The sequence below is a fragment of the Pseudomonas sp. 300 genome (assembly GCF_055803035.1).
Map to the genome: position 1 here is coordinate 3,314,850 of NZ_JAVLRV010000002.1, position 25,088 is coordinate 3,339,937.

Below are 25,088 nucleotides of genomic sequence, written 5' to 3' on the forward strand. Positions count from 1 at the left end.
CGTGATGACTGATAGCGAGTGAGTAAGCTCACTCGCTTTTCAAGCCTACAGACGCCGCTGGAAATGTCCGTCATCTCCTGGCGCTGGATCACGTATGAATATTCGCTCCAATCTGTAGCTCAGCCGAGACTCTCCTGATACACCTGCTGCTCGACCTCGGACCACCAAACACTCCCCCGCTGCGGATACATCACGTTAAACGCCTCACCCATCTGCGGCGTGGTAATCGAAACACTGCGCTCCCAGGCTAACGCCAGAATCCGGTCAAACGGTTCATACCAGGCATGCATCGACAGGTCGAAGGTGCCGTTGTGAATCGGCAGTAACCAGCGGCCTTTCAGGTCGATGTGCGCTTGCAGGGTTTGCTCGGGCTGCATGTGCACATGCGGCCATTCGACGTTGTAGGCGCCGGTTTCCATCAGGGTCAGGTCGAACGGGCCGTGCTGTTCGCCGATGCGTTTGAAGCCGTCGAAGTAGCCGCTGTCGCCGCTGAAGAAGATCCGTGTGTGGGCGTCGATCATCACCCACGAGGCCCACAGCGTGCTGTTGCCATCGAACAGACCGCGGCCGGAAAAGTGTTGCGACGGGGTGGCGATGAATTGGATGCCGTCGACTTCGGTGCCCTGCCACCAGTCGAGTTGACGCACTTTGCTGGCGTCGATGCCCCACTTGATCAGGGTGTCGCCGACGCCCAGCGGGGTGAGGAAGTAGTTGGCTTTGTCCGCCAGTTTGAGCACGGCCTGATAATCGAGGTGGTCGTAGTGATCGTGGGACAGGATCACCGCTTCAATCGGTGGTAATTCTTCGAGGCTGATGGGCGGCTGGTGGAAACGCTTCGGGCCGGCCCATTGCACCGGCGAAGCGCGCTCGGCGAAGACCGGGTCGGTGATCCAGAACTTGTCTCGCAGTTTGAGCAATACGGTGGAATGGCCAAGGCGATAGACGCTGTGATTGGGCGCGGCTATCAAAGCATCGTGGGTCAGGCGTTGCACCGGAACGGCCGCAGTCGGGCGGGTGTTGCGCGGTTTGTGGAAGATCATGTTCCACATGATGCGCACCATTTTGCGAAAGCCTTCTCGCTGCACGGGCGCATGGTTTTTGAAGGCCCGGTCTACCTGACGGGAAGCTTCAGGTTCGCAGGTGTCAGTTGAATTGGCCATGTGAATGACTCCAGGAAACCGTACGGTTCGCGGTTTCTGCGGTGGGACGATTAATGGCCAAGGCACGCACGCATCAGCCGGACTCTCGAATTTTGACTGCGCAGGATTAACGAAACATTACACTGCACAGTGTAGTTTCTAGGTTGCATCAAACCCGATCGCAAGTAAACTGCTGAGTGTAAATTCTTAACTTCTTCTGCCGAAGCGTACTTATGACAGCTCCACAGCGCCTGACCGACCGAAAACGCGAAGCGATCATCCAAGCGGCGATTGCCGAATTCCGTGCCCACGGTTTCGACATCACCAGCATGGACAAGATTGCCGCCACCGCTGGCGTGTCCAAGCGCACGGTGTACAACCACTTCCCCAGCAAGGAAGAGTTGTTCGCCGAAATCCTCAATCAGTTATGGGCGCGGGTGACTGCCGAACAGGAAACAACCTATCGCCCTGATCTACCGCTTCGGGACCAGATGCGCCTGATGCTGATGGCGAAATTGCAGATGTTGGCCGACAACAACTTTCTCGACCTGGCACGTGTTGCGATTGCCGCCACCATCCATTCCCCGGAGCGCGCGCAGAACATGGTCGCGCGAATGAGCGAGCGTGAAGAAGGTTTGACCGTGTGGATTCGAGCCGCTCGGGCCGATGGACGATTGAAGCCGGTCGACCCGGAGTTTGCCGCGCAACAGGTTCAGGGGATGCTCAAATCCTTTGCCTTCTGGCCGCAGATTTCCATGGGGCTGCCGGGCCTGTCGCCTGAGATGCAGAACACCGTCGTGGACTCTGCGCTGGACATGTTCCTCGCGTGCTACCAGCTCTAAATCAAGCGTTCCCTGCGCTCTGCAACCGTTAAATGGCTTCGAAGGACACTGATTATTCCTGCTGGAATAAATGACAATGTCCGCCGTTTTACCGATGAACGGTAGCTTTGAATAAAACACGGCAATGTGTTTCAGAATGAATCTGGTGCAGGACATTATGGAAAACCAACGTGGCAAGGGCTTGTCATTTGCCAGACGCATTTACTTACCCCGAATCATTGGCTTGGGCATCGGCTGCATCAGCGTGGCCGCCGCACTCTATCCGTTGAGCCTGCCGATCTGGGTCTGGGTACTGCTGCTATTCAATGGTTATGTCTGGCCGCACCTGGCCTATCAACTGTCGACCCGCTCGACTTTTCCCTACAAGGCAGAACGCCACAACCTACTCTTCGATTCGCTGTGTGGCGGTTTCTGGGTGGCGACCTTTCAGTTCAACCCACTCACCACCGTGACCATCCTTGCGATGATGGCCATGAATAATGTCGCGGCCGGCGGTCAGCGCCTGTTCATTCAGGGCTCCCTTGCTCAAGTGGCAGGAGGGACGATTTCGGTGCTGCTGTTTGGCGCCGCCTTTACCCCTTATTCCACGCAGATGCAGGTGTGGGCGTGTCTGCCGATGCTCACGCTCTACCCATTGGCCGTGGGCATGGTCTGTTACCGGCTTGCGATCAAACTGTCCAAACACAAACGCGCCTTGAGCGCCCTTAGTCGCACTGACAGTCTGACCGGCCTGCTCAACCACGGTGCCTGGAAAGACTTGCTGCAACTGCAATTCCAGCGCTGTCGCGCACATCAACAACCCGCCGCGATTGCCTTGATTGACATCGATCACTTCAAATCCATCAACGACACCTACGGGCACATCGTTGGTGACTCGGTGCTGCGCAAGTTGAGCGCCGAACTCAAACGCAACCTTCGCGAGTGCGATCTGGCCGGGCGCTATGGTGGTGATGAATTCTGCGTGATCCTGCCCGGCATGCCGTTGCATCAGGCGCGGGATGTCATGGAACGCTTGCGTGAAGTCCTGCACAACTACCGGCATCAGGAAATACCCGAGCTGCGGATCAGCCTGAGCATCGGCCTGGCGGCTTATCATCAGTCCTTCATCGATGCCATCGCCTGGCTCGATGACGCGGACAAAGCCCTCTACACGGCCAAAAATACCGGCCGCAATAAAATCTGTTTAGCCGCCCGCGATACCGAGCGCAGGACCGCTGTCGCGCAGGCGATTTAGTCAAAGCTGCGCGGCTTGCCGGACGGTGGCGCTATAGTGGACCTCAGTCCCCGCGCCCTGCAGAGAGCATCATGACCACCGAAAGAAAAGCCCCCGCGCCCGTCGATCACTTGCGTTTCCACCGCCCTCACGCTCACCTGGCGCCGACCTTCGGCACTGACAAGTTTGCCCTGCGCGCCGAAGCCTTTGCGCGATTCTTCGGCACGCCAGTGTTTCTGGGCGCGCAGACGCTGATCGTCGCGCTGTGGATTTTTCTCAACGTGTCCGGCATGACCCACTTCGATGCCTACCCCTTCATCCTGCTCAACCTGGCGTTCAGCCTGCAAGCGGCGTACGCCGCACCCTTGATTTTGCTGGCCCAGACCCGGCAGGCAGCACGGGACAAAGCCCAGTCCGATGCGGACGCGCAGCACCGCGAAGCGCTGGCCGTGGCCAACAGTGAACGTCAGGCGCAGGCGGCGCAGAACACCGCGCAATTGCTCGAATTGCTCGAGCAAAACACTCGCCTCACCGAGATGACCAAAACCCTCACTGAACGCATCGAAAACCTGACCTCGGAAATGCACCTGCACATTGTGCGCAAAGATCCGCCGAGCCACTGATCAGCGAACAGTTACCTTGTCTGTGGGTACTTGAAGCAGTGCGACAGCACGCTGCTGCCAGCGTTTTTTATAGCTGGGTGTCGCCGTCTCGTTATTGCCGTCCAGCACGACATGGATGACACCCTTTTGACAAATCGTGAACACTCGTTGAACGCCGACCGCTCTTCCACCGTCTTCGATAATGGCCTGCGCCAGTTCTGCTTGCGTGTCGCTGCCCAGAAATTTCCCGCCACAGGTGAAAGGCTGTGCCATGACCGGCCACGCGCCTGCGCAAAAGCACAATACCAGTAGCTTCCCTGCTGTTTTTTTCATGGTTATCCCTCTCCATCGCTTAAAGATTCAGTCGAATGACTGAAGTCAAACTAGAGGTTGGCGGGGATATTAACAATCAGAAAAGTCGACACCTGCCCTAGGTTAAAAGCACTCAACGCTGAAGGCTTTTTCCGGGGAGGATGGGCCTCTATAGTGGGCTCCAGGAATCAACAAGCGTCGAGAGCACTCATGGAAAACACCGTCATCCGCATCGCCCTGATCGGCGACTACGACCCGCAAGTCACCGCCCACCAGGCGATTCCCGTCGCCCTCGGAATGGCAGCCGAACACGCAGGCCTGGACGTACAGTTCCAATGGTTGGCCACCGATCGCATCGACAACGACACACCGCTGGCAGACTTCGATGGCTTCTGGTGTGTACCGGCCAGTCCCTACCGCAATGAGGCCGGTGCGTTGCGAGCGATCCGCTTTGCCCGCGAACAACAGCGACCTTTCCTCGGCACGTGTGGCGGTTTTCAGCATGCCGTACTCGAATACGCCCGCAACGTTCTGGGGTGGGGAGATGCCGAGCACGGCGAGACATCACCCGATGCGACGCGAGCGCTGCTCACGCCACTGACCTGTTCGCTGGTGGAAGCCGTCGACAGTATTCATCTGGTGGAAGGTTCGTTGATCGCCAAGGCGTACGAAAACTCGGAAATCCGTGAAGGCTATCGCTGCCGTTATGGTGTGAATCCCGAGTTTGAACGGGCGTTGCTGAGCGAACAGCTGTGCGCCGTAGGACATGATTCATCGGGGGATTTGCGAGCAGTGGAATTACGCGGGCATCCGTTCTTCGTTGCCACGCTGTTTCAACCTGAACGTGCTGCGCTCAAAGGTCTGTTGCCGCCGCTGGTCAGTGCGTTGATCGAAGCGTGCGTGAGGCAGAAATCATGATGGCCCAGACGCCGGAACCGCCTTACTACGCGGTGATTTTTACTTCGCTGCGCACCGATGGCGATCAAGGTTACGCCGAGGCCGCCGAACGCATGGTTGAACTGGCGCGTGAGCAGCCGGGGTTTCTGGGCGTGGAATCGGCGCGAGGTGAGGACGGGCTCGGGATTACCGTTTCCTACTGGGCCAGTGAGGCGGCGATTCTGGCGTGGAAACATCATCCCGAGCACAGCGCGATTCGTGAGCGTGGGCGCTCGACCTGGTATGCGGCGTGCAATACGCGGGTGTGCAAGGTTGAGCGGGCTTATGAGTTCAAACAGTAAGTGGTGTGGTGTTTTTGAGGCCGTCATCGCGGGCAAGCCCGCTCCCACATGGGTTTATGTGTGCGACGCGAAACCCTGTGGGAGCTGGCTTGCCAGCGATGAGGCCAGCACAAACACGGCAAAACTCAGCTCTGCACAAGACTGCGCACCGCCGAAATCTCCGGCACTTCCCGCCGATTCATATACACCCGCAACGGCTCGGTGATGTTGATCCGGTCATCGATGTTCTGATCCAGCAACAACTGAATCAGCTCGCGCTTCAGCGTCATGGCCTGCTCCGGCCCCGGCGCCCAGACGAATTCACTGGCAGGAATAATGCCGTCATCCGCCACGTCCATGCCGAAGGAATCTTCGCTGAAACGCACGATGTACTGACCGGTCTTGCGATTGAGGCCGACGAAGCCTTTGAGCTGTTCGGCGGCCTGGCAGATGAGCTGAGAAGTGATGCGCATATAAACCTCACAAATGTGATCGATGGTTTACACGCAGGGCATGAACGGCTTTTCCCTCTGCCGGGGAAACTGCCGGGGCCAAGAGTACTGCAAAGAACCGCACAAATGTGCTGAAAAAATACTCTTTAAACACGTTTATGTCGGTCTCGCGATAGCGCTAGCGGCGCTCAGTTGTTAAAAGAGACGTCTTTGAAAACTCTCTGCGAAAGGATCTCGACCATGCCCGTTACTTTCACCAAGAGCGCCCTGCTGCTGAGCGTGCTGCTCGGCCTCGGTCAGGCGCAGGCCGCCAGCGAGCCAAGCCCGACCTCATTGGCAACCCGTTCGGGCATCCCGCATCCGGCGGTAATCGCTCACCGTGGTGCGTCTTTCGATGCACCGGAATCCACCGCCGCCGCTTACAAACTGGCGCGCGATCTGGGCACCGACTACCTCGAACTGGACCTTCAACGCAGCAAGGACGGCGTGCTGTTTGCGCTGCACGACAACAACCTGCAACGCACCACCGACGTCGCCAGCAAATTCCCCGAGCGCAAGGACAGCCCGGCCAACGCGTTCACCATCGCCGAGCTGAAAACCCTCGATGCCGGCAGCTGGTTCAACACGGCTTACCCGGATCGCGCTCGCCCTTCCTACGCGGGCCTGAAAATCCTGACCCTCGACGAAATCATCGACATCGCCCAGGGCAATCCACTGCACAAACCCGGCCTGTACATCGAAACCAAGGAGCCGAAGCAATTCCCCGGCATCGAGCGGGACCTCAAGGAAAAACTTCAGGACCGCGGCTGGTTGAGCCCGGCCGGTTCGAAACTGGCGAAAAGCGAGCTCGCCGTCGGCCAGGGCAAAGGTAAAGTGGTGCTGCAAACCTTCGAGAAAAGCAGCCTGGAACTGCTGGAAAAAGAAATGCCGAAGGTGCCGAAGATCCTGCTGCTGTGGGTCGGCGAAGGCAGCATCGAGCCTAAGTCCAAGGTGACGTTCGCCGAGTCTGGCGACAAGGACAAAGCCACGTATTACGCCAAGCAGGAACCGAAGGACAAAGCCGAGTTCCAGCAATGGGTCGAGTACGCCAAGGCTCAGGGCGCGATCGGCACCGGGCCTTCTGCGGCACTGACCAAGGGGGGCGATCAGAGCTATTCGGATCTGGTGAAACCGTGGATGAACCAGTACACCCACGACCAGGGTTTGTTGGTGCACGTCTACACCGTCGATGATGCGGTGGATTACCAGAAAGTCATGGACGCCGGGGTCGACGGCATCTTCACCAACCGCGCCAGCGAATTGTTGAAGTTCTACAAACGTCCGGCGGCGGGTACCGTTGCGCAGTTGCTGACGAACAACGGGTATTGATCCAGGACCGGCACCCGTATCGCTAGCAGGCTAGCTCCCACAAGGGATCGTTGGCATACACAAAATGTGTGGCCAACCGAGATCAACTGTGGGAGCAGCTAGCGAATGCTTCTAACCGTGACCAGGGAATTAAGCCTGAATTAAGTTGCCACAGTTAATCTGGACTCACTTAAACGGCTCACCCAAGGAAAGAACCTCATGAAGACTTTGACTGCCCTGTTCACCGCTGCCGCCCTGACCCTCACCGCTGGACTGGCCCAGGCAGCTGATGTCCCCGTCGATCAGATCCCACAGTTGGTCAAAGATAAAAAGATCATGCCGCTGGAAGAACTGAACCAGATCGTCCTGAAGTTGCACCCGGGTGCCACGATCACCGACAGCGACCTGGACCAACACCCTTCTCTCTATGAGTATGAAGTTGAACTCAAAGACGCCAAAGGCGTTGAATGGGACGTGGACTTGAACGCCGCTACCGGCGAAGTCCTGAAGAACAAACAAGACGACTGATACACACAAAACAAAGCCGCACGATTTTCGGATCGTGCGGCTTTTTTGCGTTCCGGTGACGCCTTACGCGCTCAGGCGCGCCGTCACTTCATTCAACTGTCCTGACAACCCATGCAGGTTGTGGCTGGCCGCTTCGGTGCGCTGCACGTTGTCCAGGTTGGTGCTGGCAATGCTGGTGATCTCAGTGAGGTTGCGCGAGATGTCCTCGGCCACAGAGGTCTGTTCTTCGGCGGCGGTGGCGATCTGGCGGTTCATGTCGCGAATGGATTCCACGGCATGGGTGATGCGCTCCAGCATGGCACCGGCCTCGGTCACTTGCTGCACGCTTTCTTCGCTGCGCGACTGACCGCTTTCAATGGCCTGGGCCGCGTCCACCGCACCGGTTTGCACGGTCTGGATGATCTGGTTGATCTCGATGATCGACGCCGCCGTGCGCTGGGCCAGGCTACGGACTTCATCGGCCACCACCGCGAAACCACGCCCCGCTTCACCTGCGCGGGCTGCTTCAATGGCGGCGTTGAGTGCCAGCAGATTGGTCTGTTCGGCGATGCCGCGAATCACTTCCAGCACTTTGCCTATTCGGCCGCTGTCAGTCTCCAACTGTCGGATGACGGTCGCGGTGTTGGCGATTTCGCCGCGCATCTGGGTGATCGTGTAAATGGTGCCCTGCATGACCTTTTCGCCTTGCTGGGCGGACTGGTCGGCATCGTCGGCGGCACGCGCGGCATCGGCGGCGTGGCGCGCGACTTCTTGCGCGGTGGCGGACATTTCGTTCATCGCCGTGGCCACCTGGTCGGTGCGGTTGAATTGCTCGTTGGTGCCGCTGGCCATGAGGCCGGCGATCGCTTTCAACTCACTGCTGGCGCCGTCCAGATCCTTGGCACTGACCTGCAAACGATTGAAGGTTTCAGCGAGAAAATCGCGTAGCGTATTGGCCGCTACCGCCAATTTGCCCAGCTCATCCTGGCGGGTACTGGCCACACGTTCGGCAAACCTGCCCCGGCTAAGTTGCGCCACGTAGTCGATCAGTTTGCGAATCGGCTCGACCAGGTTGCGGTTGACCAGCCACAGGCTCAACAGCCCGATCAACAAGCCCGAAGCGAGCATCACGATGATGCCCAGCCACACGGTGCGATCGGCGCTGGCACTGATCAGCTTCGATTGCTCGACGCCCTGCTTGCGCAATTCGCTGACCAGTTCACTCATCTGATCGCTGGTCGCCCGGTCCACGCCCTTCACGGCAGTGTCGCCGGCCGTTGGATCGGCACCGGCTGCCACGTAGGCATCGCGGCCCTTCTGGTACGCAGCGCCTAACAAGCGGTGTTCGTCACGCAGGCGTTCGATGCGGGTTTTCAGTTGCGGCTCGATGCCCTTCTGCCCGGCCAGGTCGCCGAGGATGCCCTGCACGTCGCGCTGACGGTCTTCGAATTGCTTCCAGTATTTGTCCAGGTCCGCCGGTTGCTTGCCACGCAGCAGAACGTTTTTCCATTCCTGAACCTGCACCTTGAATTGCAGGTTGGCTTCATCGATCAATTGTGAGGTATGCAGCGGGCCGTCGATCAGGTTTGCGTAGCTCTGAACGCCGCTGGACAGAAAGTGAAAGCAGGCCAACGCGATCAACAACATCGCAAACAGGCTGCAGCTCAACAGGGCGAGAATTTGCGCTCTCAGGGACTTTTGCAAAGACATCAGAAGTTACTCGTGACAGGAATAAGGCACGCCATGGTGTGTGGCGTGAAAATCGTCCGGACATCCCTGTCTTCAGCTTCGAACGTGCGCTTGCTGGCTCCCAAGGGAGATCGGCGTGTCAGTGCCGTTCTTGAGCGCTTCCGACCACCGGTAAAAGGCACTTGGCCAGCTCCACGAAGTTGTCACAAAACTGTCAAGACGCCTTGCGATGATGCGGCTCAAGTGAACCTGTGAAACCCGCGACAGGCGCCTCTCACTGCGAGACCTCATGAACCACAGCATTGACCAAAGCCATCGCGACCCGGACCTGTTCGGTCTGCTGTACGGTTTCAGTTTTCGTCCCGGCGAACGCGGCCGGGAAATCGATTCGGCCATGGCGTTGCGGTGTCTGCAGCAACCGGGCGACAGCGATGAATTTCTCTGGCTGCACCTGAACCTCGCCCACGCCGCGTGCGAGCGCTGGATGAAAAGTCATCTGGAATTGCCCGACGAGTTTTTCGAAGCCTTGCATGAAGGCTCGCGTTCGACGCGCATCGAGCATGTCGATTCGGCGTTGCTGGCGGTGGTCAACGACGTGGTGTTCAACCTCAGCAGCATGGTCTCCTCGGACGTGTCGACGCTATGGGTGTGCGCCCGCAGCCGGCTGATCATCAGCGCGCGCCTGCAACCGCTGCACTCGGTGGACAAGTTGCGTTCGTCGGTGAAGGCCGGTGAATGCTTTCGCTCGCCGCTGGAATTACTGGTGCATTTGCTGCGCGACCAGGGCGAGGTGCTGACGCAGATCGTGCGCAAGACCAGCCAGAGTGTCGATCAGATCGAAGATGAATTGCTGTCCTCGCGGCTGTCGACCAACCGCGCGGAGCTGGGCGCCAATCGCCGGGTGCTGGTGCGCTTGCAACGGTTGCTGGCGCTGGAGCCGGGCTCGTTGCTGCGCCTGCTCAATCGCCCGCCGCAATGGCTGCAGAAGGAAGACGTGAAGGAGCTGCGCAAGTCCACGGAGGAGTTTGCGCTGATCATCAACGACCTGACGGCGCTGGGTGAACGGATCAAGCTGTTGCAGGAAGAGATTGCCGCCAACCTCAACGAGCAAAGCAACCGCACGCTGTTCACCTTGACCGTGGTCACGGTGCTGGCGTTGCCGATCAACATCATTGCCGGTTTCTTCGGCATGAACGTGGGTGGCGTACCGCTGTCGCAGGACCCGGAGGGGTTCTGGATTCTGGTGGCGCTGGTGGCAACGTTTACGGTGATTGCGGGGCGTTGGGCGTTTCGTAAGCGTCAGGATTATTGAGCACTGCTTCCGAAGTAAATTAGATCAACGGAACGACAAAAAACCCAAACACTGACTTAACGCAGCCTTCCCGTAACATTTGGCAACGATCATGACGGACACACTTCCCTCCTCAGGATTGTCCGGCATGGCTACTCCTTCCTTCACCGCTGCCCAGGCGCCCGTCAGCAGCGCCAGACCGCAGCTCGACAAGAAACCCAGCCTGTTCACCCTGGTGATTTTCTTCGGCGTGTTGGCCAGCGGGTTGTTGTTCACCGCGTACAGCCTGATGCACGACATGAACGAACTTGGCACGGTGGTCACCACCTGGACGCCGTTTCTGTTGCTGGGCGTGGCGCTGCTGATCGCCCTGGGCTTTGAGTTCGTCAACGGTTTCCACGACACCGCCAACGCGGTGGCCACGGTGATTTACACCAACTCGATGCCGCCGAATTTCGCGGTGGCCTGGTCCGGATTCTTCAACTTCCTCGGGGTGTTGCTCTCCAGCGGTGCGGTGGCGTTCGGCATCATCGCCCTGCTGCCGGTGGAGCTGATCCTGCAAGTCGGTTCGTCCGCCGGGTTCGCGATGATTTTCGCCCTGCTGATCGCCGCGATTCTGTGGAACCTCGGCACCTGGTGGCTGGGCTTGCCGGCGTCGTCGTCGCACACCCTGATCGGTTCGATCATCGGTGTCGGCGTGGCCAATGCACTGATGCACGGTCGCGATGGCACCAGCGGCGTGGACTGGGCGCAGGCCACCAAGATCGGTTATGCCTTGCTGCTCTCACCGCTGGTCGGCTTTGGTTTTGCCGCGTTGTTGCTGCTGGCGTTGCGCGCCTTCGTCAAGAATCGCGCGTTGTACAAGGCGCCGAAAGGCAACACGCCGCCACCGTGGTGGATTCGCGGCATGCTGATCGTGACCTGCACCGGCGTATCGTTTGCCCACGGTTCCAACGATGGCCAGAAAGGCATGGGCCTGATCATGCTGATTCTGGTCGGCACGCTGCCAATGGCTTACGCGCTGAACCGCACCATGCCGGCCGATCAGGCCTTGCAGTTCGCCGCCGTCGCCGAAGTCACCCAACAAGCGCTGGTGAAAAGTTCGCCGCTGCCGGCACCGGACGACCCGCGTCTGGTGCTGTCCGAATATGTGGGCAGCAAGGAAGCCACGCCGCAACTGATCCCGGCCCTCGCCGCGCTCACCGGCCGGATTGGCGCCGAGGTCAAGGGTTATGGCTCGTTGTCCAAAGTGCCCGCCGAAGCCGTGGGTAACGTGCGTAACGACATGTACCTGACCAGCGAAACCATTCGCCTGATGGAGAAGAACAAGGTCGGTAACTTCGACGCTGACACCAGCGGCAAGCTGCAACTGTTCAAGCAACAGATCGACAACTCGACGCGGTTCATTCCGCTGTGGGTAAAAATCGCAGTGGCGATTGCGCTGGGCCTGGGCACCATGGTCGGCTGGAAGCGCATCGTGGTCACGGTCGGCGAGAAAATCGGCAAGACCCACCTGACCTACGCCCAAGGCGCCTCGGCGGAAACCGTCGCCATGCTGACCATCGGCGCGGCTGACATGTTCGGGCTGCCGGTCTCCACCACCCACGTACTGTCTTCGGGGGTGGCCGGGACCATGGTTGCCAACGGCGGCGGGTTGCAGATGAAGACCATCCGCAACCTGCTGATGGCCTGGGTGCTGACCTTGCCGGCGGCGATTCTGTTGTCGGGCAGCTTGTATTGGTTGTTCACCCAAATTTTCTAGCCTCAACACACAACCCTGTAGCAGCGGGCTTCACCAGCTGCTACAGGGTTTTTTATCGCCCTATGGAAAGCATTTCGTCGCAAATTCAGGGGATTGCGATTTTATTGATCCGCCACCCGCCGGATTGCACTTCAGTTTGCTAACGTGTGGCCGACTCTTAAGAGACTCGATGCATTCAGGAGTGGAATCGTGAATCTGTACATCAATCAGCTTCAACAGAAAGCTGACTTCAAAGAAGCCATCTACGCCGGCGACATCTTCCTGAACACTCAGCTGCGCGCGGCCAAAGAGCTATGTGCGTTCGCCCAGGAAAGCATCACCGCTGCCTTCGACGGCGAGACCAATCACCAGGCGCTGCACACGCTGATGCCGGTGGAAGAATTCGTGGTACTGGTGACGCGCCTCAAGGGCCAGTTCACCAACAGCCTGCGCGTCAAGGAATTGATCCTGTCGTTCATCGACGAGATTGGCGTCGACCCGCGTGAGTACATTTTCGACGTGCCGCGCATTCGCGTGGTGCCGAACTATGACTACCTGCACGCCGGTGTCAGCTATGCCTACAAACCGCATCGCGATACCTGGTACGGCAGCGTCGATTGCCAGATCAACACCTGGATGCCGGTGCACACCATCCGCCCCGACCAGACCATGATGATCAACGCCGGCTACTTCGACGTGCCGGTGAAGAACACCTCCAGCGAATGGAGCCTCAACGACTGGATCAACAACCAGCGGCACAAGGCCAAGGACAACCTCAAGGAGGAAGTCCGCGTGCACCCGGTGCCACTGGAGGCGATCAACACCGCGTCCGAAGTGCGCATCGCCGGCAACACCGGCGAGATGCTGATTTTCTCCGGCTCGCACCTGCACGGCACGGTCGCCAACCACACCGAACAAACCCGCTTCAGCGTGGATTTCCGCCTGATGCACCTCGACGACCTCAAACACAAGCGTGGCGCGATCAATGTCGACAGCGCCTGCCCTGATGTTGGCGCAGGCTTCAAAGACTATTTCCACGCCCACGACTTTTCTAATTTCCAAGGAATCGAAGCATGACCAAGCGTCGCATCACGCCCGCCGAGGCCCAGTACAACGAAACCCGTGCCAACGTTCTGAAACGGGTCGATGCCGAGTACGTGGCCGACGCACCGTTCGTCTTCGCCAACCGCATCGGCGTGACCGCTGCCCTGTCGCGTATGGAACTGTTCAAGAAAGTCGCTGAAGTACCGGGCGCGATCATCGAGTGCGGCGTGTACAAAGGCAACTCGCTGATGCTGTACATGCACTTGTCGATGATTCTCGAACCGTACGCGATCAACCGTTCGATCATTGGCTTCGACACCTTCGAAGGCTTCCAGAGCATCGACAAGAAAGAAGACCCGGCCGACGTCAACGAGACCATGTTCTCCGACACCGACCAATCGCTGATCCAGGACATGATCGACGCCAACGACCTGCTGCGCCCGGTCAACCGCATCCCGCGTTGCGAGTTGGTCAAGGGCGACATCGTCAAGACCGTGCCGGAGTGGGTCAAGACCCGTCCGGACCTGGTCGTGGCCATGCTGATCCTCGACACCGACCTGTACGAATCGACCAAAGTTGCGCTGGAAACCTTCCTGCCGTACATGCCAAAAGGCGCCATCGTGGTGCTGGACGAAGTCGCTTACCGCAACTTCCCGGGCGAAACCAAGGCCCTTCGTGAAGTGCTCGACCTGAACAAGATCGAACTCAAGCGTCTGCCGTTTGATAGCTGCGTAGGTTATTTCCACGTCTGACGCAGCCCTGAACTGAAATGCAACCACTGTGGGAGCGAGCCTGCTCGCGATGGGGCCTTCACATTCAACATCACTGTTGACTGAGCTACCGCTTTCGCGAGCAGGCTCGCTCCCACAGGGGCACGGGTTGTTCTTCAGGTTGTGGACTGGATGACGTTTGCCAGCCAGTCCATGAACACTCTGACCCGCAACGGCAAATGCCGTTGCCGGGCATAGAGCAGCGACACCTCCATCGACGGCGCATTCAACTGAGGCAGCACTGCCACCAGCTCACCGCTGAGCAAGTGCGATTGCATGCCCTTGAGCGGCGCCTGAATCAAACCGAATCCCCCCAGGCACGCTGCTTCATAAGCGTCGGTGCTATTCACCGTGACGCTGCCCGCCATCGGCAAGCGATGCAGCTTGCCGTCGACCTCATACAGAAAACCCTCCGAACGCGAACCCAGGACGCCGACGTAATGCACCAGTCGATGCCGGGTCAGGTCCGCAAGACTTTCCGGCACGCCGTAGCGCTGCAAGTAAGCGGGACTGGCGCAATTGACCATTGAAAAATCACACACGCGACGCGCGACCACCGATTGATCCGGTTGCACGCCGACCCGCACCACGCAATCAAAACCTTCCCGTTGCAAGTCGACCCGGCGATCGGTGGTGCTGATTTCCAGCTCCAGGTTGGGGTGCAGCGCCATGAACTCCGGCAAGCGCGGCAACACCATCTGGCGGCCAAGAAAGTTCGGCATATCGAAGCGAATCCGCCCGGTGAGCGAAGCCGCATCCTGGCGAAACAGCCCCTCGATTTCATCCATGTGCGACAGCAAGTCCTTGCTGCGCTCGTACAACACCAAGCCGTCCTGAGTCGCCTGAACCCGGCGCGTGGTGCGTTGCAGCAAGCGGGTGCCTAACAGCGCTTCCAGCGCCTGAACGTGCTCGGAGACGGTGGAACGTGGCAACCCCAGGCTCTCGCCGGCAAGGGTAAAGCTCGACATCTCGCTGACGCGAACGAAGGTGCGCAGCAATTCCAGTTTGTTCATGGTGACGACCTTCTATTGTTCGGCTGAACCGACCAGTGATTCCAATTTCACTCTGTTTATCACCGCAGGGCGGATAAATAAACTTCCTTCACACCGTTACCCCCCCCTGAGGAAGTCCCATGAACCGCAAAATCGCACTGATCACCGGCGCCAGCCGCGGCCTCGGCAAAAACGCCGCCCTGCACCTGGCCGCCCAAGGCGTCGACGTCATCGGCACCTACAACAGCAAGGCTGACGAGGCCCAAGCCCTGGTCGCAGAAATCGAAAGCCTCGGCGGTCGCGCCGCCATGCTGCAACTGGACGTCAGCCAGAGCGAGCGCTTCGCTGATTTTGCCACGCAGGTGGCCGAAGTCTTGCGCAGCCATTTTGATCGCCAGCACGTCGACTTCTTGCTCAACAACGCCGGCATCGGTGTGTATGCGAACTTCGCCGACACCACCGTCGAGCAGTTCGACCTGCTGATGAACATCCATTTGAAAGGGCCGTTTTTCCTGACCCAGAAGCTGCTGCCGTTGCTGGCTGATGGCGGTCGCATCGTCAACGTGTCCAGCGGACTGACCCGCTTCAGCCTGCCGGGTTACGGCACTTACGCGGCGATGAAAGGCGCGATGGAAGTGCTGACGCGTTATCAGGCCAAGGAGCTCGGTGCGCGGGGCATCTCGGTGAATACGTTGGCGCCGGGCGCGATCGAAACCGATTTCGGCGGCGGCACCGTGCGCGACAACGCGCAGGTGAACCAAATGGTCGCCGCCAATACCGCACTGGGTCGCGTCGGTCTGCCGGACGACATCGGCGCCGTGATTGCGCTGCTGTTGGCACCGGGCAGCCAGTGGATCAACGGCCAGCGCGTCGAGGCGTCGGGCGGGATGTTCTTGTAAACAGCACTCGTGCGAGCGGGCTGACGATCAGCCCGCTCAACGATCATCCTTCACATGAAGTGCGCATCACCCATCGCTCGCGCACCACGTCATATACCCAGTGGTAAACGTAGGTGTACGGCAGGAAAAACAGCAACACGCCGATATCCAGCAGGAATGCCTGCCACAAGCTGACGTTGAGCCACCAGGCAATCAGCGGCACGCCGACCGCAACCAACCCCCCTTCAAACAGCAGCGCATGGACGATTCGCGACCCAGCGTTGTGCGCAATCTCGAATCGCGCCAGCACGCGGTCGAAAATCCCGTTGAAGATCACGTTCCAGGCCAGGGCCAGTGCCGCAATGACCACGGTGACGACGCCCATGTCGAGCATCGGCTTGTCCATGATCCACGCCAGTAACGGGGTGCAGATCACGATGGCCAGCAGTTCAAAGCCGATGGCCTGGAAAATACGTTCAGTGATGGATTTGTTGGCGTTCATGAGCAGAACTCTCTGAGTGACTGTGGTTGCCATGATCCATCCTCACGCCGATACTTCATAACCAATAACCATCGATCAAGGCGATAGTTCATGGCGTCTCAGGAAGTGTTGCAAGCGTTTGTTCAAGCGGCGACCCAAGGCTCGTTTTCTGCGGCGGCACGCAAACTGGGGCGCAGTCAGTCGACCATCAGCGCGGCGGTGGCGAGCCTGGAGATCGATCTGAATCTGGTGCTGTTCGACCGCAGCAGCCGCAAGCCCACATTGACCCCGGCCGGGCACGTGATGTTGCAACGGGCCGAGGACATCCTCGCGGCCACCAGTCGCCTGGAAATGACCGCCAGCCAGTTGTCCCAAGGAGTTGAGCCGAAGCTGACCGTGGCGATTTCCGACACCTATCAGTCCGACCGCTTCGAAGCGGCGCTCAGTGCGTTCGAGCAGCGTTACCCGGACCTTGAGCTTGAATGCCTGATCGCCGAATGCGATGACCTGGTGGCGTTGGTGCAAAGCGGTCGGGCGCATGTGGCGTTCGCCGAGCAACAAGACAGTTACCCGCCGGATCTGGTCAGTTCGACGGTGCAGGAGCGCACGGAAATCGCTTTATTCGTGTCTCGTGAGCATCCGTTGGCGACCTTGGCCGGAATCGATCAGGAGCAGTTGCAGCAGCATCGGGAGCTGCGTCTGGCGACGATCGTCAATCCGTATGAAAGCCGTGCAAAGGGGCGCGTCTGGTCGGCACCGAGTTATTTGATGCTTCTGGAAATGGCTCAAGGTGGATTCGGCTGGGCGCCGTTGCCGCGATGGCTGGTGGGGCGTTTTGGTGCCGGGACGTTGCAGGAATTGAAGGTGCGCGGCTGGCCGAAGCCGCTGTTCGTCGATGCGCTGTGGTCGCGACTGCATCCGCCGGGGCCGGCGGGGAGTTGGTTGTTGGGCAAGATGCTGGAATGAAGGTCCTGCGGACCTCATCTCGGGCAAGCCCGCTCCCACAGGTTTTGCGCTGAACCTGTGGGAGCGGGCTTGCCCGCGATGGGGCCCGCCAGATCGCCTCACTTTAAAGCCTTGATCCGCGCCTCGATAAACCGTCGCTCCGGCACTTGCTGCGTCAATTCCAGCGCCCGCTCATACGCCGCCCGCGCTTCCTCCACCCGTCCCAACTGCCGACAAAACTCCGCCCGCGCCGAATGCGCCAGGTGGTAATCCAGCAATTCGCCGCGATTCAGAATCCCTTCAACCAACATCAACCCCGCCAACGGTCCATCGCGCTTGGAGATCGCCGCCGCGCGATTCAGTTCAATCACCGGCGAAGGCACCGCCGCCAACAGCACCTCATACAAACCCGCAATCTGCGCCCAGTCCGTCTCCTGCGCCGTCATCGCTTCGGCATGCACCGCCGCAATCGCCGCTTGCAGGCAGTACGGCCCGAATCGCCGCGTACTCAGCGCCCGCTCGATCAACGCGCAGCCTTCGGCAATCAACCCGGCATCCCACAGCGAACGGTCCTGCTCATCCAGCACAATCAACTCGCCACTGGCCGATGTTCGCGCCGGGCGCCGTGACTCATGCAACAGCATCAGCGCCAGCAGGCCCATCACTTCGGGTTCGGGCAGCAACTCCATGACCAATCGGCCGAGCCGGATGGCCTCGCGGGTCAGGTCTTCCCGAGTCAGCTCGGTGCCGACGGACGCCGAGTAACCTTCGTTGAACACCAGGTAAATCACCCGTAGCACGCTGTCGAGACGCTCGGGCAACTCCGCCAGGGTCGGCACCTGATAAGGGATTTTCGCGTCGCGGATTTTCGCTTTGGCGCGCACGATGCGCTGGGCAATGGTGGCCGGCGCCGAGAGAAACGCCCGGGCGATTTCTTCGGTGGTCAGGTCGCAGACTTCGCGCAATGTCAGCGGCACTTGAGCATCCGCCGCGAGTGCCGGGTGACAGCAGGTGAAGATCAAACGCAGGCGATCGTCTTCCACGTCTTCGTCACTCCAGTCGGCCTGCTCCAGGGCTTCCAGTTGCGCGATCAGCATCGGTCGGGACGCGGCAAACCGCGCGCGCCGACGCAAGCCGTCGATCGCCTTGAAGCGCCCGGTGGACACCAGCCAGGCGCGTGGATTGTCCGGCACACCGTCACGCTGCCAACGCTCGACCGCGACGAAAAAGGCCTCGTGCAAAGCCTCCTCGGCCAGATCGAAATCACCGAGCAAACGGATCAGGGTCGCGAGGATCCGCCGCGACTCTTCGCGGTAAACCTGCTCTACCCGAGCCTTGACCGACACGTCAGCCATCAGTCCCGAATGCCTTCAGTCAACGGCGTCACCACAGGGACCTCCTTTTTTGTTGTGACTCAGGGATTCAATTGACGAACCGGTCGCACTTCGACGCAGCCGACCCGGGCCGCCGGAATGTCGCCGGCGACCTGGAGGGCTTCATTGAGGTCTTTGGCGTCGATCAGGTAGAAGCCGGCCAGTTGCTCCTTGGTTTCGGCGAACGGGCCGTCGGTGATCGACACTTTGCCGTTGCGCATACGCACGGTGGTGGCGGTCTGCACCGACTCCAGCGCTTCGGCGGCGAGCATGCGGCCGCTGCCCTGGATCGATTCGGCGTAGGCCATGCACTCGGCGTCCTTGGGGCTGTCGGGCAGTGAGTGCAACTCCTGTTCATTGCTGTAGACCAGGCATAAATACTTCATGGGGCTCTCCGGATCGAACTGATCAACTATGGCTGCAGTTTGGCGCGTGGGTGGCACTTCCCGACGATCAGGGCTCCAGGTTGAACAGCGCAGTGCCGCTCATCATGTCGAACGGGGCCGACCAGTGTTCGTGGACGATGCGCCATTGGCCGGCCTCGCGCCGATAGCAGGCGGTCACGCGCATCCAGCAGGCCTGGGTTTCACCCTTGTCGTTGGTGCCGCCGCAATGGGCCAGCCAATGGGCGAAGGCGATGTGCTCATCGGCCACGATGTTCATGTGGTCGAAGTCGAACTTATGCGCGCCCTGGCACATTTCCATGCATTCCAGCCAATGCGCGCGGTAGGCGGGCTTGCCGCGAAATTGCAGGGCCTTGACCGCGTCGTAGGAGACAAGGTCGTCGGCATACAGGGCCATGATTTTCTCGACATCCTTGGCGATCACCGCCTGGCGATAGGTGTCGATCAGGGTCTGGATTTCGTGTGTAGCCGTCATGATGGTTCTCCGTGGTTTTTGTTGTGAAGACACCCTTAGTCGCCTGGCAAGACGCCAAATCGACAGTCGAAATAAAAATAAACCATGGGCGCAAACTCGCTAGAATCCGAGGCTCATTTCTGTTGGAAAAAGGACACTCCAGTGACAGCCCGACTCGTGCCTTACGAAACCCTGAACGCGCACCAGTGCCAGCAGGTCGAGGCCATCGAAGTTCATCAGGAACAGATCAGGTTCTCCGGCGACATCCACGGTGCGTTGCACACCCTGCTGTCCAAACCCGGCCCCGGCGTCAAGGGATTTGCCCTGTTGGTCGAGGATGTTCCGGTGGCTTTCCTGCTGCTCAAACGCCCGCCGGTGCTGCCCGCCTGGGCCGACGAACACAGCGCCACCCTGCATGCCCTGCAAGTTGACCAACGTCATCAAGGCAAAGGTTATGGCAGGGCCTGCCTGCAAGCCCTGCCCAACGTGGCGCGCCAGGCCTTTCCCGAAATCAGGGCGCTGGAGTTGTCGGTGGATGCGGACAACGAGGCTGCCATTGCGCTGTATGCCAAATTCGGCTGGGTCGACAGCGGCGAAGCCTACAAGGGCCGGATCGGTTACGAACGGCGCATGGGCCTGATTTTCTGAGGTGGTTATGCTCGACAGCATCGAAGCACTGGAAGCAATCTACGGCCTGCCCCACGAACGCGCCGTGCGCAAGCAAATCGCCTTTCTGAACGAGGACTATCAAGCGATGGTTCGCGCCTCGCCGCTGGTGATCATCAGCTCCGTCGGCCCCGACGGCCTGGACGGCTCACCGCGCGGCGACACACCGGGTTTTGTGCGAATCATCGATGAGCGCACCCTGGCGATCCCGGATCGCCCGGGCAACAACCGCATCGACACGCTACGCAATGTGGTGCTCGATTCGCGGGTGTCGCTGCTGTTCATCATCCCGGGGATCGGCGAGACGTTACGGGTCAACGGCACGGCGCAGATCAGCGATGAACCGGGGTTACTGGAAAGCTTCGCGGTCAACGGCAAACCGGCGCGCACGGTGATGCTGGTGACGGTGGAGGCGGCGCTTTTCCACTGTTCGAAAGCGATGGTGCGTTCGGATGTGTGGAACCCCGAGAAGCACCTGGATCGCTCGGCGCTGCCGACGGCGGGGGCATTTCACAAACGCTTGAATGACGGGCAGTTTGATGCCGAGACGTATGACCGCGAAGCACCGGCCCGAGTGCGGGACAGTCTCTACTGACACGACGCCTGACACTGTGGGAGCGAGCAGGCTCGCTCCCACAAGGATCTTCAGTGGTCGCTGGATCCGTTACAACGCCAACACCATCTCATGCCACGCCATCCCGCCGTGGTCTGACGCGGAAGGTTTGACGTAGGCAAACCCGAATCCGGCATACAGCGGAATATGCCGTTCCTTGCACATCAGGTTGATGCTGGTCTTGCCTAACGCACGCATGCGCTCGATGAACTCGCCCATCAAGCGTTTCGCCAAACCCTGCCCCTGATAATCCGGATGCACCACCACCGACATGATCACCACATGCGGGCCGGCCGCGTCGTGGCCGATCAGCTCCTTGAACGCTTCGTCGGACATCTCCACCTGATACGCCGCCCCGGAATTGATGAAACCGGCGACCACGCCGTCCACCTCGGCGACGATAAACCCCTCGGGCCAGGTGGCGATGCGGGTGGCTATTTTTTCTCGGGTGGCGGCTTCGTCGCCTTCGTAGGCAACGGTTTCGATGGCGTAGCAGCGGTCCAGATCAGCGGGCAGGACGTTTCGGATGACAGGGTTCGACGAGTTCATGGCAGAACAGCAACCTTGGGGCAAGTGAGATGACAGAGTATCGCTCGCCAATTCTAACAACACTTGCCGGCCCTCGAATGCCCGACACCCGGCACTCGTACGACAAGGCCTGGCGCTGCAACCAGCACCTGCCCTTCTCTACAGCCCCACCAAACGATAACCCACCTGCAATTCGGTGATGAAATGCTGCGGCTGGGCCGCATCGGCCTCGAGTTTTTGCCGCAGGTGCGCCATGTGCACCCGCAGATAGTGAGCACGATCAACGTAGTCCAGGCCCCACACTTCCAGCAGTAACTGGCGATGGGTCATGACCCGGCCTTGTCCGCGAATCAGCGCACACAGCAGGCGATACTCGATGGGCGTCAGATGGACCGATTGGCCCTCGCGCCGGACCTCGTGCGTGGCCAGGTCCACTTCGATCATGCCGAACGTCACCTTGCTGGTGACGGCGGCGGTCCCGTTCTGCACATGTCGACGCAACTGGGCGCGGATTCGCGCCAGCAACTCGGGCACGCCGAAGGGTTTAACCAGGTAATCGTCGGCACCCGCATCCAGCGCCGCCACTTTTTCCTCTTCACGATCACGCGCCGACAGCACCAGAATCGGCACCGTCATCCAGCCCCGCAGCTCGCTGATCAATTGTTTGCCGTCACCGTCGGGCAAGCCCAGATCGACAATCACCAGATCCGGTTGACGGCTGGCGGCGTGGATCAGGGCGCGCTTGACGTTGTCGGCTTCGAACACCTGAAAACCTTCATCCTGCAGCGCGATACCGATGAAACGGCGGATGTTGGCCTCGTCCTCGACAATGAGGATGCGTGCACTGGTCATAGCGATTCCATGGAAGGCGGGTGACCCGCCGGTAGAGTGATGACAAAGCGGATGCCCGAGGTGGCCTGGGGTTGCGCCTCGATCGTTGCGCCATGGGCCTGGATAATGCGTTTTGCCAGCGCCAGCCCAAGGCCGATGCCGGCCACGGCCGACTCCTGCTGACCCCGCGTGAACGGTTCGAACAAGCTTTGCGGCGTGCTGCCTTGAGGACAACCGGGGCCGGCGTCGATCACCTCCAGCACAATGCTGTCCTGCTCTTGCCGCGCGGCAACCTGCACCAGCGTTCCGGCCGGGGTGTACTTGGCGGCGTTGTCCAGCAGGTTGACCAGCACGCGCTCGATCAACAGCGCATCGACTTCCACCAAGGGCAACTGCGGCGACAGCGCTGTGCGCACGACATGCCGTGCCAACGGCTCGCGCAGTTGCCGCAACGCGCTGCCGACGATTTCCTCCAGCGAGTGCCATTGCCGGTTCAGGCGCACCCCGCGCTCCTGCATCCGGGCCATGTCCAGCAGGTTTTCGATCAACCGCTGCATGGAGCTGGCCTGATCGCGGATACCGCCCAGCAACTGTGTCAGCGGTCCGGGCGGCGCATGGGGCGTCGCCGCATCGGCCGCGCCGATAATGGTCGTCAGCGGCGTGCGCAGGTCATGAGAGATCGCGGCCAGCAGCGTATTGCGCATGCGCTCGCCCTCCATCTGCACCAGAGTGCTCTGCGCCACTTCGACGAAATGCACCCGCTCCAGCGCGATCGCCAGTTGGCTCATGCACGCTTCGAGCAAACGCTGTTCTTCAGGCTCGCTCAATCGCTCGGGTTCCGCCAGTTCGAGCACCAACACGCCACGTACGCGCATCGGCGCCTTCAACGGCAAATAGCGTCCTTGAGAGGCTGCCAGCGTATCGGTGCCCTGACCCGCGGGTTGGCCGTGGTCGTACACCCATTGGGCAATGCTTTCATCGATCGGGAATGCCCCGGCGCCACTGCAATGGACATTGTCTATAGCGTCCGGCAGCGCCAACCCGACACGCGCTTCAAACACGCCGCTGAAGGTGCGCAGCGCCACCTCGGTGATCTGCTCCACCGTCAGCGCCGCCGACAGGTCGCGCGCCAACCTTGCCAATGACGTCGCGCGCCGCTCACGGCCGGCAGCGGTGCGCGCCTCGTGACGCAGGCGGGCCGTCAGTTGACCGGTGATCAAGGCAATCCCCAGCATCAGGGCGAAGGTAAAGAAATATTGGGTGTCGTTGACCGTGAACGACCAGCGTGGCTGGACGAAGAAGAAATCAAAACACAGCACCGCCAGCATCGCCGCCCAGACACCCGGCCCGCGCCCGTAACGCAGGGCGACCAACACCACGGTGAGCAGAAACAGCATGACCACGTTGGCCAGATCAAACACCTGCAGCAACAAGGCGGCCACCGCCGTGGCGGAAAAACAGGCAAGGCTGGCCCACAGATACGCCGGAGCCCTGCTCGGCGGCAACGCTGCATCGGTGTTCAGCGCAACCGCTACCACGACGGGCAACGGGCCATGAGCGATGACAATCTGATCGATCTCGGGGTGACGACGGCTGATACGGTCACTGATCGACTGATGCCAGAATTGCCAAACCTTGCGCGGGTAATGCCCGAGCACCAGGCGGTTGGCGTTATGTTCACGGGCAAACGCCACCAGGGTCTCGGCCACGTCCATGCCTGAGGGCGTGGCCGTGTCGGCGCCGAATTCAGCGGCCAGCGCGAGGGTTTTCATGGCGGCGGCATAGCGGTTCGCCCCCGCTTCACGGCGCTGAACCGAAGGCACATGGACGACAATCCAGTCCGCTTCAAGCTTTTGCGCCAGACGCGCCGCTTCCCGCACCAGACGCTCATCCGAAGGGTAACCCGCTACGCCCACCAGTAAACGCTCGCGCGCGGGCCAAACCGTGTTGATGGACCGCTCGCGGCGATAGTCGCGCATCTGTGCATCGACGCGATCGGCAGTACGCCGCAGCGCCAGTTCGCGCAAGGCCAGCAAGTTGCCTTTGCGAAAGAAATGCCGGGACGCACGCTCGGCCTGAGGCGGCAAGTAGACCTTGCCCTCCTTGAGACGGCGCAGCAGGTCATCGGGCGGCAGGTCGATCACCACCACTTCATGGGCATCGTCGAACAGATGATCGGGCACGGTCTCGCGCACCCGGATGCCGATGATCCCGCTGACGATATCGTTGAGACTTTCCAGGTGCTGGACATTGAGGGTGGTCCAGACGTCGATGCCGGCACGCAGCAGTTCTTCAACATCCTGCCAGCGTTTGGGGTGACGCGAACCGGGAACATTGCTGTGAGCCAGTTCATCCACCAGCAGCACCGCCGGACGTCGCGCCAGCGCGGCATCCAGATCGAACTCGCTGAGGGCACACTCGCGGTGCATCACGTTGTAGCGCGGCAGCAGTTCCAGACCGCTAAGCAGTTCCGCGGTTTCCCGACGGCCATGGGTTTCGACCACGCCCGCCACCAAGTCACGGCCCTGGGCCACTTCGCGCTGGGCCGCGGTGAGCATGGCGCAGGTTTTCCCCACCCCTGCATTGGAGCCGAAATAGATGCGCAATTTGCCGCGCAAGGCGGCCTGTTCGTCTTGTTGCAGCTTCTCCAGCAGCGCGTCGGGATCAGGGCGGCCGTCACGCGAAGCGGTGAACGTATCAGTTACGAGCATGGCAATCCTTTTCAACGGCACGGCGCCACAGAGGGCGCCGTGCAGT

Annotated in this window: 27 protein-coding genes; 15 read left to right on the forward strand and 12 right to left on the reverse strand. The window is 60.1% G+C overall.

Annotated elements, in window-relative coordinates; genetic code table 11:
* Positions 1 to 119 precede the first annotated feature (119 nt).
* Positions 120 to 1,160, reverse strand: a complete 1,041-nt coding sequence (locus Q7W83_RS21665; RefSeq protein WP_150633928.1) for an MBL fold metallo-hydrolase — start codon at positions 1,158 to 1,160, stop codon at positions 120 to 122.
* 212 nt (positions 1,161 to 1,372) lie between these two features.
* Here Q7W83_RS21665 and Q7W83_RS21670 point away from each other — a divergent pair, with 212 nt between their 5' ends.
* The 3 genes from Q7W83_RS21670 (at position 1,373) to Q7W83_RS21680 (ending at position 3,817) form a co-directional block, all read left to right on the forward strand.
* Positions 1,373 to 1,981, forward strand: coding sequence for a TetR/AcrR family transcriptional regulator (locus Q7W83_RS21670; RefSeq protein ID WP_150633927.1), 609 nt, complete (start codon positions 1,373 to 1,375; stop codon positions 1,979 to 1,981).
* A 157-nt stretch (positions 1,982 to 2,138) separates the two neighbouring features.
* On the forward strand, positions 2,139 to 3,215 hold the full coding sequence (locus Q7W83_RS21675) for a diguanylate cyclase (protein WP_150654132.1): 1,077 nt from the start codon (positions 2,139 to 2,141) through the stop codon (positions 3,213 to 3,215).
* 71 nt (positions 3,216 to 3,286) lie between these two features.
* Positions 3,287 to 3,817 carry a DUF1003 domain-containing protein gene (locus Q7W83_RS21680; protein ID WP_150633926.1) on the forward strand — a complete coding sequence of 177 codons (531 nt, stop codon included), beginning with the start codon at positions 3,287 to 3,289 and terminating at the stop codon, positions 3,815 to 3,817.
* Here Q7W83_RS21680 and Q7W83_RS21685 read toward each other — a convergent pair whose 3' ends face one another.
* Positions 3,818 to 4,129 carry a hypothetical protein gene (locus Q7W83_RS21685; RefSeq protein WP_150633925.1) on the reverse strand — a complete coding sequence of 104 codons (312 nt, stop codon included), beginning with the start codon at positions 4,127 to 4,129 and terminating at the stop codon, positions 3,818 to 3,820.
* Between the two features lie 189 nt (positions 4,130 to 4,318).
* On the opposite strand from Q7W83_RS21685, the gene Q7W83_RS21690 reads away from it, so the two are divergent.
* Both Q7W83_RS21690 and Q7W83_RS21695 read left to right on the forward strand, forming a co-directional pair.
* Positions 4,319 to 5,026 carry a CTP synthase C-terminal region-related (seleno)protein gene (locus Q7W83_RS21690; protein WP_150633924.1) on the forward strand — a complete coding sequence of 236 codons (708 nt, stop codon included), beginning with the start codon at positions 4,319 to 4,321 and terminating at the stop codon, positions 5,024 to 5,026.
* Entirely contained in the window at positions 5,023 to 5,346 is a 324-nt protein-coding gene (locus Q7W83_RS21695) for an antibiotic biosynthesis monooxygenase family protein (protein WP_150639852.1), read from the forward strand. The genes Q7W83_RS21690 and Q7W83_RS21695 overlap by 4 nt, the downstream gene beginning before the upstream one ends.
* A gap of 125 nt (positions 5,347 to 5,471) precedes the next feature.
* Here the strand turns inward: Q7W83_RS21695 and Q7W83_RS21700 are convergent, their stop codons facing one another.
* Positions 5,472 to 5,798, reverse strand: coding sequence for a DUF2025 family protein (locus tag Q7W83_RS21700; RefSeq protein WP_150633922.1), 327 nt, complete (start codon positions 5,796 to 5,798; stop codon positions 5,472 to 5,474).
* Between the two features lie 219 nt (positions 5,799 to 6,017).
* Here Q7W83_RS21700 and Q7W83_RS21705 point away from each other — a divergent pair, with 219 nt between their 5' ends.
* Both Q7W83_RS21705 and Q7W83_RS21710 read left to right on the forward strand, forming a co-directional pair.
* Positions 6,018 to 7,145, forward strand: coding sequence for a glycerophosphodiester phosphodiesterase (locus Q7W83_RS21705; RefSeq protein ID WP_473656904.1), 1,128 nt, complete (start codon positions 6,018 to 6,020; stop codon positions 7,143 to 7,145).
* Positions 7,146 to 7,343: 198 nt separating this feature from the next.
* Positions 7,344 to 7,652, forward strand: a complete 309-nt coding sequence (locus Q7W83_RS21710) for a PepSY domain-containing protein (protein ID WP_473656906.1) — start codon at positions 7,344 to 7,346, stop codon at positions 7,650 to 7,652.
* A 63-nt stretch (positions 7,653 to 7,715) separates the two neighbouring features.
* Here Q7W83_RS21710 and Q7W83_RS21715 read toward each other — a convergent pair whose 3' ends face one another.
* A complete protein-coding gene (locus Q7W83_RS21715) occupies positions 7,716 to 9,341 on the reverse strand; it encodes a methyl-accepting chemotaxis protein (RefSeq protein ID WP_458377099.1) in 1,626 nt (541 codons plus the stop codon).
* A 268-nt stretch (positions 9,342 to 9,609) separates the two neighbouring features.
* On the opposite strand from Q7W83_RS21715, the gene Q7W83_RS21720 reads away from it, so the two are divergent.
* The 4 genes from Q7W83_RS21720 to Q7W83_RS21735 all read left to right on the forward strand — a co-directional run bounded on the left by Q7W83_RS21720 (position 9,610) and on the right by Q7W83_RS21735 (position 14,148).
* Positions 9,610 to 10,632: a transporter gene (locus tag Q7W83_RS21720; RefSeq protein WP_150633918.1), complete on the forward strand. Its 1,023-nt coding sequence runs from the start codon at positions 9,610 to 9,612 to the stop codon at positions 10,630 to 10,632.
* A 127-nt stretch (positions 10,633 to 10,759) separates the two neighbouring features.
* On the forward strand, positions 10,760 to 12,373 hold the full coding sequence (locus Q7W83_RS21725; protein WP_473656909.1) for an inorganic phosphate transporter: 1,614 nt from the start codon (positions 10,760 to 10,762) through the stop codon (positions 12,371 to 12,373).
* A 189-nt stretch (positions 12,374 to 12,562) separates the two neighbouring features.
* Positions 12,563 to 13,429, forward strand: coding sequence for a 2OG-Fe(II) oxygenase family protein (locus Q7W83_RS21730; protein ID WP_008032558.1), 867 nt, complete (start codon positions 12,563 to 12,565; stop codon positions 13,427 to 13,429).
* Positions 13,426 to 14,148, forward strand: coding sequence for a TylF/MycF/NovP-related O-methyltransferase (locus Q7W83_RS21735; protein WP_007946102.1), 723 nt, complete (start codon positions 13,426 to 13,428; stop codon positions 14,146 to 14,148). The genes Q7W83_RS21730 and Q7W83_RS21735 overlap by 4 nt, the downstream gene beginning before the upstream one ends.
* A gap of 134 nt (positions 14,149 to 14,282) precedes the next feature.
* Here Q7W83_RS21735 and Q7W83_RS21740 read toward each other — a convergent pair whose 3' ends face one another.
* Positions 14,283 to 15,179 (reverse strand): LysR family transcriptional regulator, encoded by an 897-nt coding sequence (locus Q7W83_RS21740; protein WP_458377097.1) that lies wholly within the window; start codon positions 15,177 to 15,179, stop codon positions 14,283 to 14,285.
* 119 nt (positions 15,180 to 15,298) lie between these two features.
* Here Q7W83_RS21740 and Q7W83_RS21745 point away from each other — a divergent pair, with 119 nt between their 5' ends.
* Positions 15,299 to 16,057, forward strand: a complete 759-nt coding sequence (locus Q7W83_RS21745; RefSeq protein WP_150633914.1) for an SDR family NAD(P)-dependent oxidoreductase — start codon at positions 15,299 to 15,301, stop codon at positions 16,055 to 16,057.
* A 43-nt stretch (positions 16,058 to 16,100) separates the two neighbouring features.
* Here the strand turns inward: Q7W83_RS21745 and Q7W83_RS21750 are convergent, their stop codons facing one another.
* The gene (locus tag Q7W83_RS21750; RefSeq protein WP_150633913.1) at positions 16,101 to 16,538 is read right to left on the reverse strand and encodes a multidrug/biocide efflux PACE transporter; all 438 of its coding nucleotides are present in this window, start codon (positions 16,536 to 16,538) and stop codon (positions 16,101 to 16,103) included.
* 90 nt (positions 16,539 to 16,628) lie between these two features.
* Here Q7W83_RS21750 and Q7W83_RS21755 point away from each other — a divergent pair, with 90 nt between their 5' ends.
* The gene (locus Q7W83_RS21755) at positions 16,629 to 17,483 is read left to right on the forward strand and encodes a LysR family transcriptional regulator (protein WP_473656913.1); all 855 of its coding nucleotides are present in this window, start codon (positions 16,629 to 16,631) and stop codon (positions 17,481 to 17,483) included.
* A 98-nt stretch (positions 17,484 to 17,581) separates the two neighbouring features.
* Here Q7W83_RS21755 and Q7W83_RS21760 read toward each other — a convergent pair whose 3' ends face one another.
* The 3 genes from Q7W83_RS21760 to Q7W83_RS21770 form a co-directional block, all read right to left on the reverse strand.
* A complete protein-coding gene (locus tag Q7W83_RS21760; RefSeq protein WP_150639847.1) occupies positions 17,582 to 18,817 on the reverse strand; it encodes an RNA polymerase sigma factor in 1,236 nt (411 codons plus the stop codon).
* A gap of 59 nt (positions 18,818 to 18,876) precedes the next feature.
* Complete coding sequence (locus Q7W83_RS21765; RefSeq protein ID WP_150633910.1) at positions 18,877 to 19,221, reverse strand: YciI family protein; 345 nt, start codon at positions 19,219 to 19,221, stop codon at positions 18,877 to 18,879.
* Positions 19,222 to 19,288: 67 nt separating this feature from the next.
* Positions 19,289 to 19,714, reverse strand: a complete 426-nt coding sequence (locus Q7W83_RS21770) for a YybH family protein (RefSeq protein WP_150633909.1) — start codon at positions 19,712 to 19,714, stop codon at positions 19,289 to 19,291.
* A gap of 141 nt (positions 19,715 to 19,855) precedes the next feature.
* Here Q7W83_RS21770 and Q7W83_RS21775 point away from each other — a divergent pair, with 141 nt between their 5' ends.
* Together Q7W83_RS21775 and Q7W83_RS21780 are read left to right on the forward strand one after the other, a co-directional pair.
* Complete coding sequence (locus Q7W83_RS21775; RefSeq protein WP_150639846.1) at positions 19,856 to 20,341, forward strand: GNAT family N-acetyltransferase; 486 nt, start codon at positions 19,856 to 19,858, stop codon at positions 20,339 to 20,341.
* 7 nt (positions 20,342 to 20,348) lie between these two features.
* Positions 20,349 to 20,954 carry a pyridoxamine 5'-phosphate oxidase family protein gene (locus Q7W83_RS21780; protein WP_473656923.1) on the forward strand — a complete coding sequence of 202 codons (606 nt, stop codon included), beginning with the start codon at positions 20,349 to 20,351 and terminating at the stop codon, positions 20,952 to 20,954.
* Between the two features lie 69 nt (positions 20,955 to 21,023).
* Here the strand turns inward: Q7W83_RS21780 and Q7W83_RS21785 are convergent, their stop codons facing one another.
* The 3 genes from Q7W83_RS21785 to Q7W83_RS21795 form a co-directional block, all read right to left on the reverse strand.
* A complete protein-coding gene (locus Q7W83_RS21785; protein ID WP_150633906.1) occupies positions 21,024 to 21,521 on the reverse strand; it encodes a GNAT family N-acetyltransferase in 498 nt (165 codons plus the stop codon).
* A 138-nt stretch (positions 21,522 to 21,659) separates the two neighbouring features.
* Positions 21,660 to 22,352 (reverse strand): response regulator, encoded by a 693-nt coding sequence (locus Q7W83_RS21790; RefSeq protein WP_150633905.1) that lies wholly within the window; start codon positions 22,350 to 22,352, stop codon positions 21,660 to 21,662.
* Positions 22,349 to 25,042: a sensor histidine kinase gene (locus tag Q7W83_RS21795; RefSeq protein ID WP_150633904.1), complete on the reverse strand. Its 2,694-nt coding sequence runs from the start codon at positions 25,040 to 25,042 to the stop codon at positions 22,349 to 22,351. The genes Q7W83_RS21790 and Q7W83_RS21795 overlap by 4 nt, the downstream gene beginning before the upstream one ends.
* Between the last annotated feature and the right edge of the window lie 46 nt (positions 25,043 to 25,088).

Excerpts from the sequence above, each read along its gene's own strand:
- Q7W83_RS21720 (WP_150633918.1), top strand. The coding sequence starts at position 9,610 with ATGAACCACAGCATTGACCAAAGCCATCGCGACCCGGACCTGTTCGGT.
- Q7W83_RS21690 (WP_150633924.1), top strand. The coding sequence starts at position 4,319 with ATGGAAAACACCGTCATCCGCATCGCCCTGATCGGCGACTACGACCCG.
- Q7W83_RS21705 (WP_473656904.1), top strand. The coding sequence starts at position 6,018 with ATGCCCGTTACTTTCACCAAGAGCGCCCTGCTGCTGAGCGTGCTGCTC.
- Q7W83_RS21750 (WP_150633913.1), bottom strand. The coding sequence starts at position 16,538 with ATGAACGCCAACAAATCCATCACTGAACGTATTTTCCAGGCCATCGGC.
- Q7W83_RS21670 (WP_150633927.1), top strand. The coding sequence starts at position 1,373 with ATGACAGCTCCACAGCGCCTGACCGACCGAAAACGCGAAGCGATCATC.
- Q7W83_RS21665 (WP_150633928.1), bottom strand. The coding sequence starts at position 1,160 with ATGGCCAATTCAACTGACACCTGCGAACCTGAAGCTTCCCGTCAGGTA.
- Q7W83_RS21755 (WP_473656913.1), top strand. The coding sequence starts at position 16,629 with ATGGCGTCTCAGGAAGTGTTGCAAGCGTTTGTTCAAGCGGCGACCCAA.
- Q7W83_RS21685 (WP_150633925.1), bottom strand. The coding sequence starts at position 4,129 with ATGAAAAAAACAGCAGGGAAGCTACTGGTATTGTGCTTTTGCGCAGGC.
- Q7W83_RS21785 (WP_150633906.1), bottom strand. The coding sequence starts at position 21,521 with ATGAACTCGTCGAACCCTGTCATCCGAAACGTCCTGCCCGCTGATCTG.
- Q7W83_RS21795 (WP_150633904.1), bottom strand. The coding sequence starts at position 25,042 with ATGCTCGTAACTGATACGTTCACCGCTTCGCGTGACGGCCGCCCTGAT.
- Q7W83_RS21770 (WP_150633909.1), bottom strand. The coding sequence starts at position 19,714 with ATGACGGCTACACACGAAATCCAGACCCTGATCGACACCTATCGCCAG.
- Q7W83_RS21700 (WP_150633922.1), bottom strand. The coding sequence starts at position 5,798 with ATGCGCATCACTTCTCAGCTCATCTGCCAGGCCGCCGAACAGCTCAAA.
- Q7W83_RS21710 (WP_473656906.1), top strand. The coding sequence starts at position 7,344 with ATGAAGACTTTGACTGCCCTGTTCACCGCTGCCGCCCTGACCCTCACC.
- Q7W83_RS21680 (WP_150633926.1), top strand. The coding sequence starts at position 3,287 with ATGACCACCGAAAGAAAAGCCCCCGCGCCCGTCGATCACTTGCGTTTC.
- Q7W83_RS21740 (WP_458377097.1), bottom strand. The coding sequence starts at position 15,179 with ATGAACAAACTGGAATTGCTGCGCACCTTCGTTCGCGTCAGCGAGATG.
- Q7W83_RS21695 (WP_150639852.1), top strand. The coding sequence starts at position 5,023 with ATGATGGCCCAGACGCCGGAACCGCCTTACTACGCGGTGATTTTTACT.
- Q7W83_RS21765 (WP_150633910.1), bottom strand. The coding sequence starts at position 19,221 with ATGAAGTATTTATGCCTGGTCTACAGCAATGAACAGGAGTTGCACTCA.
- Q7W83_RS21725 (WP_473656909.1), top strand. The coding sequence starts at position 10,760 with ATGGCTACTCCTTCCTTCACCGCTGCCCAGGCGCCCGTCAGCAGCGCC.
- Q7W83_RS21780 (WP_473656923.1), top strand. The coding sequence starts at position 20,349 with ATGCTCGACAGCATCGAAGCACTGGAAGCAATCTACGGCCTGCCCCAC.
- Q7W83_RS21675 (WP_150654132.1), top strand. The coding sequence starts at position 2,139 with ATGGAAAACCAACGTGGCAAGGGCTTGTCATTTGCCAGACGCATTTAC.
- Q7W83_RS21760 (WP_150639847.1), bottom strand. The coding sequence starts at position 18,817 with ATGGCTGACGTGTCGGTCAAGGCTCGGGTAGAGCAGGTTTACCGCGAA.
- Q7W83_RS21745 (WP_150633914.1), top strand. The coding sequence starts at position 15,299 with ATGAACCGCAAAATCGCACTGATCACCGGCGCCAGCCGCGGCCTCGGC.
- Q7W83_RS21715 (WP_458377099.1), bottom strand. The coding sequence starts at position 9,341 with ATGTCTTTGCAAAAGTCCCTGAGAGCGCAAATTCTCGCCCTGTTGAGC.
- Q7W83_RS21735 (WP_007946102.1), top strand. The coding sequence starts at position 13,426 with ATGACCAAGCGTCGCATCACGCCCGCCGAGGCCCAGTACAACGAAACC.
- Q7W83_RS21790 (WP_150633905.1), bottom strand. The coding sequence starts at position 22,352 with ATGACCAGTGCACGCATCCTCATTGTCGAGGACGAGGCCAACATCCGC.